This is a genomic window from Vibrio sp. DNB22_10_4, assembly GCF_052879755.1.
This window is the reverse complement of record NZ_JBNNXW010000001.1, coordinates 775,439-788,025: the sequence shown is the minus strand read 5'-3', so window position 1 is coordinate 788,025 and position 12,587 is coordinate 775,439. Positions and strand designations below refer to the sequence as shown.

The window sequence follows — 12,587 nt, the reverse complement described above, 5'->3', positions numbered from 1 at the left end:
TAAAAATAGGTACTTTGTCCGGCGGGCGTCACGTTCTAGGAAACCTATTGAGCAAATAAAAGAAACAACGCAGTAACACTTGATTTACATCAAAGACCAGCTCAGTACTATTCCCTATCGTGGCGACATGAAATTGTAAACACTGTGTAAAAGCTTTATACCCTACTAGTGCTAATGAGCACTGAACTCAATACTTGAGTCAGCGAGCACAACTTGGGTAGCATCCGCGGCGGCGGCTTGAGGTTATTTAGATATTTATGTACACGCTTCTTTTGAAAACACACGTCACTTTGGCACTACTGAGCTTTATCAGCTTCATCATTCGCGCTTGGTGGGGTTTTAGCCATTCCGCCCTAGTTGAAAACAAGTTTGCTCTGGTCATCCATCAAGTACTTACCGCCTTTATGTTATTAAGTGCGGCGGGACTTTGTATGACTATTGGACAATTTCCACTATCAAACCCGTGGCTTACTGAGAAACTCGGGTTATTTATCGTTTATGCGATCAGCACTATGGTTATCTTCCAGTTCCCACTCGCAAAACGTACTCGAGTACTCGTGATGTTGATTACCTGTGGAATATGGCTGACCATCTTTACCATAGGTAAAGCTCATGCCCCGCTACTTTTTGGATAATAGCTGTTCGCTCTATGCGTTTACGATAAGTTGAGCTTGCTCAGAGGCCATTTGAACACAGTTGCGACCCTCTTGCTTTGCTCGATATAAGGCTTCGTCTGCTCGCGCAACCAGAGCGTCCCAACTTTCATCGCAAAGAGACTCTGCGACCCCAAAGCTGCAACTCACTTTGACGGGCATACCATCCACGCGCACGTGCTCTGCGACGCGCTTGCGCATAGATTCCGCAAGGAACAGTGCAAAGTCGATGGTTTGATTATTTAAGACGATAATGAACTCATCGCCACCAAATCGATAGATGGCTTTGGGTGCATTCGAAGTGCCTTTTATCTGCGAAGCGACTGCCTTTATCACTTTGTCGCCGATGACGTGGCCATAGCGATCATTGATCAATTTAAACCTGTCGATATCAAGCATAATAATGCTTTGTTTAGGCTTACCACCACCCTCTGCCAGCGCCAACGTATAACTATCAAGAGCACGGCGATTACGCAAATTGGTCAAGGAGTCGAAATAAGACAGCGCATAAATATCATCCATCTGACGAGCATTAATCAGCCACAGCATACTAAAGCTAGAGGCTACCGTTAAAAAAATGCTGAATAGAAATGTCAGTTTATGCACTAAGTCAGCATCCATAAACTGGAAGATCTCAGCACTGTCCCACGTATAAGCAGCGCGGAACAACATAAACAACCCGTAGAAACCAAACGTCGCAGCCATAGTAAAAACTGCAGGCTGGTAGTCTCTGTGTTTACCCACTATGACTACAAACGCAGTTGCCAGCGTAACGACTGCGATTGACAACGCACTAACCAAAATGCGTTGATTGATCGAGTTGGCTTCATAAGTGAAATAGAGATTTAGCACCAAGACAAGTGGAACGACCCAACTGAAGCTATGCGCAAACTGTGCTTGAACCCCACGGAACTGACACATACCATGCAGGATCATATGAAAGGAGACGGCGATCAATGTGTTCGCAGTAACAATTGAGACCCAGTCAGGGGCGACACCGCGTAAACTTATTAATAACGGACCTGCCCCCATAGCCAATAGCGCCAATGCAAACAGTCTTATTCCGTTGGTTTTTTCTTGAGTCGTAGCGAATAACAGCAATCCAATGCAGTATATAACGCTGAACAAAATCATCACAAAGTTCAGCGTTCTCATATCAAGAGAAAATGCAGTCAATGTATCCATCCACTTCCTAGCTTTATAGTTATATTCATTACCACTACAAATTAACCACCCCGCAATCATTAGCAAATGCTATACAACCAGACAGCAAATAGGAATTAGTGAGTGTTTTTTGAGAAGCGCATCACTAATATTGTTATCAATACGTGTAATTTTTCGACAATAGTATGTTGAAGGAGCAGATAACTTTCGTTTGTTCAATGACATAATAATTAAGGTTACACACTAGGAGCGCAGTGAAGAAAGGTGAATGAATTCTTACATAGTGAGAACAGCTTCAGTTCAACACAAAGTAGTTCAAAATATTGACGCGCATTTGTCCTCAATCGGACAGTGGCTTTACCTGGCTTGCAAGGCTCTGACAACATCAAGCCTAAGCTAAGCTGAAATACGCGGGATATACCCAAGTGACCTCAAGATGCCAAGTTCACTTGGGTATAAAGGGAATGGGACAATTCCAACTAATTGCAGGGGTTAATAATGAACTTTACACAACAAGATACTGAAGCGCTTTACCGCGTCTGGATGTCACAAAAAGCAAAAATGCACATTACGCAAATGGAAGTGGCCAAACGCCTTAACGTTAGTCAAATTGAGCTTTCCAATCGACTCAATGGCAACCAGCCGCTAGACGCCAACTTTGTCGATCGGCTTTGTCGCCTACTTCATATCGACCCATGCCACCACCTACCATCGATGCGCAGCCATTTTGTTAGCGAAGCTGACCGAGTTTTCAATACTCGCCTTACCATCGACGGCGACATTACCAATATCCGTGTCGACGGCAATCAAGTCACCATCGAGTATCGACTTCAATAACTGCTTTCTTAAGGCTCAGCCAATAACGCAATACACTCTTGAAACTTTGGTTTTGAAACGCGCTTTTTAGGCGTCACCTTTTTCGTTACTTTGTCTGCAGGCTTTTTCTTAGCTGGAATATAGGGCTTCCACGATGCAAGCTCTTGTCCGCAGCCATCTCCCGGTGGTGGAGGGTTTTGCGCTATGCACTTTCCCTCGCCTTCAGGGCAATGCAGTCTTACGTGAAAATGGTAGTAGTGCCCCCACCATGGGCGCACTTTACGAAGCCAATCTCTCTCCTTCCATGCGACTTCACAAAGCTGCTTTTTGATTAAAGGATGAACAAAGACACGTGCTACCCGCTCATCGACAGCAGCAACTTGAAGCAGGAGTTCATGATTCGTCGTCCATTTATCTTGTTTAAAACGATACTTTTCAATATCTACGACAGGGTAAGGTTTGGGATCCGCTGCCTCTTCCGCATTGAGAGGAGCATTGGGAAGTCTTAGCCAAATATCGGCATCAAGCCCGGTTTGATGACTCGCGTGCCCAGACGTAAATCGCCCTCCCCTTGGCATTGAGATGTCGGCAACTAGTAAATGCCCTATCCCGAGCTTATCGACGTTACGAGCTAATTCGGTCAAGTAGGCAATCATATCTCGGTGGCCGTAGTAACGATTACGTTGCGAGCGAATGACTTGATAGCCCTCACCCGTTAGAGAAAGTTGTTGTCCCCCAGCTAAACAGCCATTGGCATAACTGCCTATTGAATTGGACTCCCCCTCACTCGGAACCGACACTTCATCCCACGAGCGCTGCAAAGCATGAACGTTGCACGATACAATGAACAACACTAGCCAAGCCAATTTCCCCATGTCACTTCCTCGCTGTAGATGCTGAGAAGACGTTAGCTTAAGGATAGCGCGCTCAATTGAGCTTGCACACAATCAAACGCAAAATGATGTAGTACAACAAAGTGCACTACATCAATTTTTCGCTACATAAAGTGAAATGTTTCACAAAATCGAACTCTAATTGAGGTTTCATAACCTGTTGTATTGCAGGTAATAACAGAACGCGCTACAAATAAATCACTCAGTTGATTAACCACCTCTGAGTCTACCACTCAAGTCGTCATTCCTTTTTTGAGGCTGCCACCTTTTTCGGGAGTGACGACTTAACTTTTTCTTGGCGTTTAACCTCTATTTATATCGACCTCACTAAACCACCGAGTTTAAATAATCCGTCACCTTTTTCCGGTAAGCTTGCTTCTGTGTGTCACCAATAAAGCTAGCATCGATAGCATTAAGCGTAAACTGTGCGAGCTCTTCATGGGTTAAAAGGTGAGCCTGACTGACCGCGACAAAGTTGTCTGTCATATAGCCACCAAAATAAGCTGGGTCATCTGAGTTGATGGTCACTGCAACGCCTTTTCTTAGTAGCTCCACAATATTGTGATCTTGCATTTCATCAAACACTCGAAGCTTTATGTTTGATAGCGGACATACCGTGAGCGGCATCTTAGACTCAATAAGCTGTGCCACCAGCGCCTCATTGTCAACGCAGCGTACGCCATGATCAACACGGCTAACACCCAGCATACTGATCGCATCAATAATGTTCTGGGCAGGACCTTCTTCCCCTGCGTGAGCGACCGTCAAGAAGCCATGCTCTCTAGCCATTTCAAATACACGGGCAAACTTTTCAGGTGGGTGACCTTGCTCAGAAGAATCCAGACCTACACCAACAATGTCATCTTTGTAGGGAATGGCTTGTTTGAGTGTTTCAATTGCCGCCTCCTCAGAAAGGTGACGCAAGAAGCACATAATCAACTGCGAGCTTATCTCCAGTTTCTGTTGCCCATCTTTTAACGCGCTTACAATTCCCTTGATAACGGTATCAAACGCGATACCCCTATCAGTATGGGTTTGTGGATCAAAAAAGATTTCTGTGTGAATCACATTATCGTGCTGACAACGCTCTAAATATGCCCAAGTTAGGTCGTAAAAGTCTTGCTCGGTTTGCAGCGCATTAGCGCCTTGATAGTAAATATCGAGAAATGACTGTAAGTCATCAAACTCATACGCTTTGCGAAGCGCTTCGGGCGAGTCGTAAGGTATGTCGATTTGATTGCGTTTTGCCAAATTGAAAAGTAGTTCTGGTTCTAGAGAACCTTCGATGTGAAGGTGTAACTCGACTTTTGGGAGACCTTGAATAAATGCGTTCATATACCACCTATTGTGCTTATGAGAGCCTTAACGGCTTATGGGGCTTGCGGATGCACTTACTCTGAGTATAGGAACAGATGAAGAAAAGTTTCGAACGCCAATACAAAGAGTAAAGACAGCAATGCCATCCTAACTCTTCGTAATCAGCACTTTACGGGAACTGGTAGAGACCCCCAAACCGTATCATTGGGGTTATACGAAGCTGCGGGGACTGTACCAAATGATGAAGGCCATTGACAACCTACAGTCCACCGCTTCGCCTCAAAAAATATAATTAGTCGTCAAATGAGCCCGTCGTCGCCAATTCTTTAAACCAAACTCCATGTTTCTTAGGGATTCGGTTACCAGTCTCTAGATCCAAGCGGAAGAAGCCATAACGACGCTTGAACGAGTTCAACCAAGACCAGTTATCGATAAAGGTCCACTGGTGAACACCAAAGCAGTTTGAGCCCTCTTCAATTGCTTTGTGAAGCTGAACTAGATGCTCCTTCATCAAGCCTGTGCGGAATGAATCGTCAATCAGACCGTCGGCACCGGGCTCTCCCTCTGATTCTAGATCCATCGCAATACCGATTTCAGCAAGGTACCAAGGAATGTTGCCATAATTCTCTTGAACATTTTTAGCGATATCGTAGATAGCCGTCGGCAAAATTTCGTTATTATCGCGATATGGATTGAATCGACCCTCCGGGTTTACGTAGTTCTCGAAGTATACCTCTGGAGTAAAGTAATCTAGGTCGTACTCTGCTTCGCGTGCTTTCACACGGCGCGGAACATAATAGTTAACACCAAGAAACTCGACTTTTGCGGTTGTAATCGCGGCAATCTCTTCCGCTGTTGCTTCGGGCGTTAACCCTTGCTCAGCCAAAACATCACACAGCTCTTGAGGGATTTCATTTTTCACCATTGGGTCTAGAAAGCTGCGATTAAACAAAAGGTCTGCATACCATGCTGCTTTTTTATCTTCTTCACTGTCGTTTCGCGTGTAAGAAGGAGTTAGATTAAGCACGATACCAATTTGCGAGTTTTCCAACTCCAACGCGTTAAAACGGTGTACCGCTTTTGCGTGAGCAAGCATGATATTGAAAGCAACCTGAACGGCGAGTTTGCCATCTTTCTTGCATGGGTAATGGAAGTCATACAAGTAACCACCTTCGACTGGCACGATTGGCTCGTTAAACGTGATCCAGTGCTTCACCTTGTTACCGAAGAGTTTAAACGCCGTCTCTGCGTAATCTGCAAAAAGGTCGACCACTTTCTTTGACTCAAACCCGCCAAACTTCTCTTGAAGCTCTGCTGGCATGTCAAAGTGGTAAAGGTTCATCATTGGCTCAATGCCATTGGCGATCATTTCGTCAATGTAGTTGTTGTAGAACTCAACAGCGTCTTGGCACACCTCGCCCGTTTCGTAATCTTTGATCAGTCGAGACCACTGAATAGAGGTACGGAACGAATTGAAGCCGACCTTTTTCATGTCTTGTACATCTTCTTTGTATCGGTGATAAGTATCCGTTACCGTTTGAGAACTAATGCCACGATAAAAACGCTCTGGACTTTGCTGGTGCCAAAGATCCCAAATAGAATCGTTGGCTTTATTTGTAGTGCCTTCTGTTTGAATGCCAGACGCAGCCGCGCCCCACAAAAAGTTTTGCGGAAAAGTGTATGTCGTCATCTTACTAACCTTGTCTATTCAGAAAATGTTTTAAAGCGCCAATCAGGTTGGCGTCGTTACCAAATTGTGTCAGTGCGGGAACTGGACGTATTCGGGCAATCGGAATACTTGATTGCAGCTCGTCCAGTTTGCGATTGATATTGTCAATTAATCGAGGGCTGCGGCTGACCGCCCCTCCAAGAAGAATGCATTTAGGATCCAAAGAGTACTGAACATTAAAGAGAATCGTTGCCAGATCGCCATACCATTGCTCAACCAACGGTTGTACGTCACTGTCGCCCTGTTCGTAAAACGAAAACACTTTAATACCATCGAACTCTTCGACCTTTTGATTTTTGGCCATTGCCACGTTTTCAACCAGGGCACGAGTGGATGCTGCGTTCGAATAGGTAATAGGGTGCCCCTCTTCAAAACGGAGTATGCAATAGCCAAACTCCCCGGCATGCAAGTGGGTCCCTTTGATGACTCCACCATCACGCACGATAGCGCCGCCGATCCCGGAGCCCAAAACGAGTAGGCAAAACTCGTTATCTTCTTTTCCAGCTCCGAGCCAATCTTCTGCAAGTGCAGCGCAACAGCCATCGTTTTCTAGCTCTACTGGTAGATTAAACCTAGCTTGGTATAAAGCTCTCACGTCGATATCGTGGATATAAGGGAGAGCACTTGCCCCTTCTATCACCCCGCTATCCACATTGACGGCTCCGCAAGTACTTATTGCGATGCCTTTCAGTGCAAAGCGTGCGGCAAGCTCATCGAACGTAGGAGTAAACGTGTCTAGCCACTGCTCATAACTGTCAGCCTGGCTAGAGAGCGAGAAACGCTCATGAATTTGTGCATCCACCGACATGACTGCACCTTTCACTGATGAGCCACCAAAATCTAGAGTTAGAAACAGGTCGTCTTTTAGTGTCATAGTTGTTTTTATGAACTCGTTATATTTGCGAATTAAGTGTTTATATGTGTTAAAGCGATTAGCTTTGACTAGAGCGTATGCAAGAAGGCGGCGCCTCGCACACCAGACGAATCGCCATGTACGCTTTTTACAACCTGGGTCGTGACCGATTTTGTGAAGGTGTATTGCGAGAGCTTTTGCTGAACCAAAGGATACACTTCGTCTACGTTCGACATCCCACCACCAAGCACGATGACTTCAGGGTCGACAAAGTTCACAATAGCCGCCAAAGTTCTAGCAAGCTGATCACAGTACAAATTGAAGTGTTCAATGGCTCGGTCGTCGCCTCTTTCATAGAGAGCCATAATCTCTCTAGAGTTTGCGGGTTCATACTTCTCTGCGAATGTGCGAGCAAAGCCCGTACCTGAGACAAATGATTCTGCGCAGTTCATCGAGCCGCAGTAACATTGGTTAGGATTACCATCAACCTCTGGATTAAAGTTAGGCAGTGGGTTGTGTCCCAACTCGCCACCGAGCTTATTGAGACCGGTCACCAAGCCATTGTTGATCACCACGCCAGCACCGCAGCCAGTTCCAATGATGACTGCGACACAAGAGTTGGTCGCGTGCTTTGCAGCGCCATCTTTATATTCAGAAAGCGCAAGACAATCTGCATCATTGGCAATAGCAACCGGGACATCGATCTGCTTTTGAATATCACCAATAAAGTCCTGTCCATTTAACACAGACACATTTGCTCCCTGCATCAGGCCGTCATTGCCGACAGAACCACAGCAGCCTATGCCAATAGATTCGATCTCCCCATGTTGGCTCACAGCATCAATCACAGACATCACCGCTGTTAAGAACTCTGAATAACTGCTTTTTGCCGTTGGTTCACGATGAACAACCAAGGTCTCGTAGCTATTGGCATCGAGTCCGACACCCTCTATTTTTGTGCCGCCGATATCTAGTCCTACTATCATGTTCTGCTCTCTTGATTTGTTTGTTCGCCAATCTTTAAACCTGGGGTCGCCAACATCTCGTTGGATTGATTCTAATAAAACAAATTTTCGTTCTCTTCTAAAGGACGAGACCCTCAAAATTACGAACAAGTCACAAAACTATATAGTTTTACAAAAATACACATGCAGTTTTTAGTTCGAACTATTCGAACGTCTCTTTCACATTACCACTCTGCTCTTTAGATCTCCGGAGATCTATAGTTTGACTATCAAATAACAAGGAGGTCCCAAATGACTTCATTTAGAACCATTCAACAGATCATTCCATCGCATGCCACCTCTGATGGTGATGGCGTAAAAATTCGTCGCGTACACGGCTTTGACAACCAGGCGTTCTCGCCGTTTCTTATGATTGATGAGCTCAAATCTGACGACAAAAAAGATTATGTTGGCGGATTTCCCCCTCATCCACACCGCGGTATTGAGACACTTACCTATATGATGCAAGGACACTTCCAGCATCGTGACCATATGGGGAACGTGGGCGAGTTACGCTCTGGCGGTGCTCAATGGATGGCAGCAGGCCGTGGCGTGATCCATAGCGAAATGCCAATAATGGATGACGGTCAACTGCACGGTTTCCAAATTTGGATAAACCAGCCGGCCAGAGACAAAATGAAGCCAGCGCAATACCACGATTTCCAACCAGAAACGATTACCGAGTATCAAAAACCGGGATTTGGATTGGTGCGTCTATTAGCCGGCACATTAACCGTCGATGGTGAGGCGTTGACAGGCCCTCTCACGCAAACAGGCGTAGCGGCAACCGTTGCTGATTGGCGCGCTGAAAAAGGCGACCAACTTGTTTTGGGCACACCCAAACACCACAACGCCATGGTTTATGTCTACGAAGGTGAAATCTCATTGAGTGAGAAAAAATTGATTAAAGGTGAACTTGCACTAGTCTCAAAAGGAGAGGCTATGGAGATTAAAGCGAAAGAAGATTCTGGATTGTTGGTATTTGTTGGTGAACCTATCAACGAGCCAGTCGTTCACTACGGTCCATTTGTTATGAATAGCAGCCAAGAGATACAGCAGGCTATTAATGACTATAATCGCGGCGAATTTGAACGTTATTGATTCAACAATCAAGTTTTAGATTTGACACCTTAATCCACTGCCTGTGTGTCACGCATCGACTGAATACGTCGATGCGTTCTTTTTTGCGATATTCGTTTTAACGCTGTCGCTTTTAATGCTACAGATATTCGCAAAGATAAGCGGTTGCTTGCTCGACTTGCAAATCAAAGCTTGAGTCGCCTTCAACGTCAAACGCCTGACCCGCTGTGTAGGTTTTCCACTCTTGCGTGTTAGCTAAACGGACCGTTAGCGCACCTTTTACTACCGTCATTTTCTCTGGAGCAGCGGTTCCAAACGTGTATTCACCTGGCGCCATAACGCCGACACTGCTGTCACCGTCAGTTTGTGTAAAAGCGAGGGATTTTACGTTTCCTTCAAAATAGGTGTTTTCTTTGATCATAATGACTTCCTTGTAATTTACTTAAGGCAAAACATCGTTTTACCTCACAAAGTTAACGAAAACAAGTCATTGATCACTTGCTAGTCTGTGATGGTATAAATAAACAGAACCAATTAATCAGAGACAAGGTATGTCCAATCAGGAAAGTAAAGTCCCAACCAATCGCCTCACCCGCTTCGGAAAATTAGCCTCACTGGCAACGCGAGTTACAGGCTCTATGGTCACAGAGGGCGCAAAACAGTTTGCTCAAGGAAAGCGTCCCAAGGCTCGCGAACTGCTACTCACCCCGAGTAACGTCAAACGAGTGGCCGATCAACTGGCTCATCTTCGTGGTGCAGCGATGAAAGTCGGTCAGTTAATGTCGATGGATGCGGGCGATCTTATTAGCCCAGAATTGGCTGACATTCTTTCAAGGCTGCGCTCCGATGCTTCACCAATGCCTGCCAGTCAACTGTCCTCGGTTCTTACACAAGAGTTGGGAGCCGACTGGAAGCAGAACTTTATCGAATTTAACTTCAAACCCATCGCCAGCGCATCGATTGGTCAAGTACATCAAGCCCACTCAGACGATGGCACTAAACTGGCGATTAAAGTGCAGTATCCTGGTATCAAGCAAAGTATCGACAGTGACGTCGACAATGTAGGCACCCTACTCAATGTGGTTGGACTCATTCCCAAAGATGTCGATTACAAAGGATTACTGGAAGAGGCAAAGAAACAGCTTCATGCCGAGGCAGATTACTTATTAGAAGCCAAACTTCTGTGCCAATTTCGCGACTACCTCGCAAGCTCCCCACAATTTATCTTGCCTGACGTCCGAGATGAACTCACAACCGATAATGTGCTAGCCATGACCTATGTAGATGGCGTTGCGATAGAGTCGTTAGTGGACAGTAGTCAGCAAACTCGCGACCGCGTGGTTACCCTACTGTTGGAGCTTCTGTTCAAAGAGATATTCGATTTTAAACTGGTACAAACGGATCCTAACTTTGCTAATTTTCTTTTTGATGAGCGGCAACAAAAAGTCGTCCTGCTAGATTTCGGTGCGACTCGAGCTTACGACGACCGCATCAGCGATGGCTATCGTCTCGCTTTCAGCGCCATCCTCGACGGTGACGACGACGCGCTCTATGAGGCATTGCAGCAAATTGGCTTCTTCACTCAACAAATCCTACCTGCGCAGAGAGACGCAGTCGTTAACCTAGTTAAACTTGCCGGCGAGCCACTTAAGCACCAAGGTAGCTATGATTTTGGCGCCAGTAACCTTGCACAGCGCATCAGTGAAGCAGGCACGGTAATTAGTATGGAGCAGGACTATTGGCATACTCCCCCCGCTGATGCGTTATTCTTGCATCGTAAGATAGGTGGTTTGTATTTATTGGCGGCTCGCCTCAAGGCCAAAGTCGATGTAAACCAGCTGTTTTTGCCCTTTAGGTTGACGGAAGTCTTGAAATAACAAAGTATTACAAAGCCTATCTGTCAGCCTTTCATATCTAGCGCTATGGTTAATGCTGAGGAAGCAACATTCCCTATCTAGCGTTTGGTAAAGTTATAACGGCTTTAGTCGATAACCTAAATAGACGCTAAAAACACAACCGAGCACAGACTCAATTAGGCGACAAGGAAGGCCGAGCGAATGACAAGGATCAGAGCCAAAGCAACCCCCAACACCGACTCTTATATGCTGGTAGTAATACTGCTGGTCATCGTCGTGCTGTCTGGCTTGCTTGGCTTTGCGTTTTATAGCAGTCACCAAAACCATATCTCCCCAACCCGCGTCTACGGCAATTGGATTGAAATTGGCGCTCCAAAACAAAGCACAGAGATCTTGACGTTTTCTGACGCAGGTGCGCTTCGCAACCATCGACTCGTGACGACTTCCTTCGAGTTTGATGGTCGTATTGTGCGTCTCAAAACAGGCAGTGGCTTGTGGGTGTATGAACGTGTCGGCACACCCCGTTCCCCCCAGCTTCGTCGCGTCACGCCTGCTTTGCCTCCGCAACGTTTTATTCTTGAAGGCTATGAAGATACCGTTCCTATGGATGGTTACAATCCAACTCAAAACCGCCGCTCCGCGTTGCGAGAGCATTTCACAACCAAGTAATGTCAAAAGTTAGATGTGGTCACATCGCTTTTGTGCATGTTTGTTTGACCCGTATCAAGCTTCACTTAAATTTCATATAGAAGTCACTCATCCTCTCCTACACTGTCTCATAGGCTAGTAGGAATCGTTACTTTCCAGAGGAGAGGACAATGATCAAAACACATCGCAACTTTGTGCTGCATGGCAGCAACCAGCGTCACGCTCAAATTCACGTCAATCCAGTAGGTGAACTCGATATCGATATTGTCGAGTCTAATGAACACCATAATACTGAGTTGACCGAACTCAGCTTCAAACGTTCGCAACACTCAACGCTAGTGAGAGGGTTTGAGATTCACGATCATAAAGCATGGCAAATCACGCTCAATAATCGAGATGCAGATGATCTAAGCACCATAGTCAAACGAGCAAATGATGATTATGAAGAACTAATGCGTGATCTTTAAGACAGTGAGTAGCATCTCGAATTAGTGTGGCAAGTGGCGACATTGCTTGCCACTCAATGCTGCTTTGTAGCTTATTGTTTTCATGCGCCAGTGAAAATAAGTGGCTT

General features: G+C 45.7%; 13 protein-coding genes and 1 riboswitch. Of the genes, 6 read left to right on the top strand and 7 right to left on the bottom strand.

Translation table 11 applies throughout. The annotated features are described in order from the left end of the window. Positions 1–257: 257 nt before the first annotated feature. Positions 258–635: a SirB2 family protein gene (locus tag ACVA6Q_RS03365; protein WP_353499561.1), complete on the top strand. Its 378-nt coding sequence runs from the start codon at positions 258–260 to the stop codon at positions 633–635. 12 nt (positions 636–647) lie between these two features. On the opposite strand, the gene ACVA6Q_RS03360 is transcribed toward ACVA6Q_RS03365, so the two are convergent. After that, the gene (locus ACVA6Q_RS03360) at positions 648–1,838 is read right to left on the bottom strand and encodes a diguanylate cyclase (RefSeq protein ID WP_446646516.1); all 1,191 of its coding nucleotides are present in this window, start codon (positions 1,836–1,838) and stop codon (positions 648–650) included. Between the two features lie 477 nt (positions 1,839–2,315). Between ACVA6Q_RS03360 and ACVA6Q_RS03355 the strand changes: the two genes are divergently transcribed. Next, positions 2,316–2,654: a helix-turn-helix domain-containing protein gene (locus ACVA6Q_RS03355; RefSeq protein WP_446646515.1), complete on the top strand. Its 339-nt coding sequence runs from the start codon at positions 2,316–2,318 to the stop codon at positions 2,652–2,654. An 8-nt stretch (positions 2,655–2,662) separates the two neighbouring features. On the opposite strand, the gene mepA is transcribed toward ACVA6Q_RS03355, so the two are convergent. The 5 genes from mepA to ACVA6Q_RS03330 all read right to left on the bottom strand — a co-directional run bounded on the left by mepA (position 2,663) and on the right by ACVA6Q_RS03330 (position 8,411). After that, positions 2,663–3,508 carry a penicillin-insensitive murein endopeptidase gene (gene mepA, locus ACVA6Q_RS03350; RefSeq protein WP_446646514.1) on the bottom strand — a complete coding sequence of 282 codons (846 nt, stop codon included), beginning with the start codon at positions 3,506–3,508 and terminating at the stop codon, positions 2,663–2,665. Positions 3,509–3,853: 345 nt separating this feature from the next. Continuing rightward, on the bottom strand, positions 3,854–4,861 hold the full coding sequence (locus tag ACVA6Q_RS03345; RefSeq protein WP_446646513.1) for an adenosine deaminase: 1,008 nt from the start codon (positions 4,859–4,861) through the stop codon (positions 3,854–3,856). A gap of 120 nt (positions 4,862–4,981) precedes the next feature. Continuing rightward, a riboswitch (purine riboswitch) is annotated at positions 4,982–5,081 on the bottom strand. A 54-nt stretch (positions 5,082–5,135) separates the two neighbouring features. Continuing rightward, positions 5,136–6,533 (bottom strand): glycoside hydrolase family 1 protein, encoded by a 1,398-nt coding sequence (locus ACVA6Q_RS03340; protein ID WP_353499568.1) that lies wholly within the window; start codon positions 6,531–6,533, stop codon positions 5,136–5,138. Between the two features lie 4 nt (positions 6,534–6,537). Continuing rightward, a complete protein-coding gene (locus tag ACVA6Q_RS03335; RefSeq protein ID WP_446646512.1) occupies positions 6,538–7,446 on the bottom strand; it encodes an ROK family protein in 909 nt (302 codons plus the stop codon). Positions 7,447–7,514: 68 nt separating this feature from the next. Further along, on the bottom strand, positions 7,515–8,411 hold the full coding sequence (locus tag ACVA6Q_RS03330) for an ROK family protein (RefSeq protein WP_446646511.1): 897 nt from the start codon (positions 8,409–8,411) through the stop codon (positions 7,515–7,517). Positions 8,412–8,681: 270 nt separating this feature from the next. Here ACVA6Q_RS03330 and ACVA6Q_RS03325 point away from each other — a divergent pair, with 270 nt between their 5' ends. Next, a complete protein-coding gene (locus tag ACVA6Q_RS03325; protein WP_446646510.1) occupies positions 8,682–9,530 on the top strand; it encodes a pirin family protein in 849 nt (282 codons plus the stop codon). A gap of 118 nt (positions 9,531–9,648) precedes the next feature. Here ACVA6Q_RS03325 and ppnP read toward each other — a convergent pair whose 3' ends face one another. Next, entirely contained in the window at positions 9,649–9,930 is a 282-nt protein-coding gene (ppnP, locus tag ACVA6Q_RS03320; protein WP_353499572.1) for a pyrimidine/purine nucleoside phosphorylase, read from the bottom strand. Positions 9,931–10,060: 130 nt separating this feature from the next. Here ppnP and ACVA6Q_RS03315 point away from each other — a divergent pair, with 130 nt between their 5' ends. From ACVA6Q_RS03315 to ACVA6Q_RS03305, 3 genes are all read left to right on the top strand, one after another. After that, on the top strand, positions 10,061–11,386 hold the full coding sequence (locus ACVA6Q_RS03315) for an ABC1 kinase family protein (protein ID WP_446646509.1): 1,326 nt from the start codon (positions 10,061–10,063) through the stop codon (positions 11,384–11,386). A gap of 180 nt (positions 11,387–11,566) precedes the next feature. After that, on the top strand, positions 11,567–12,034 hold the full coding sequence (locus tag ACVA6Q_RS03310; protein ID WP_353499574.1) for a DUF2850 domain-containing protein: 468 nt from the start codon (positions 11,567–11,569) through the stop codon (positions 12,032–12,034). Positions 12,035–12,183: 149 nt separating this feature from the next. After that, positions 12,184–12,480, top strand: coding sequence for a hypothetical protein (locus tag ACVA6Q_RS03305; protein WP_353499575.1), 297 nt, complete (start codon positions 12,184–12,186; stop codon positions 12,478–12,480). The last annotated feature ends 107 nt before the right edge of the window (positions 12,481–12,587 follow it).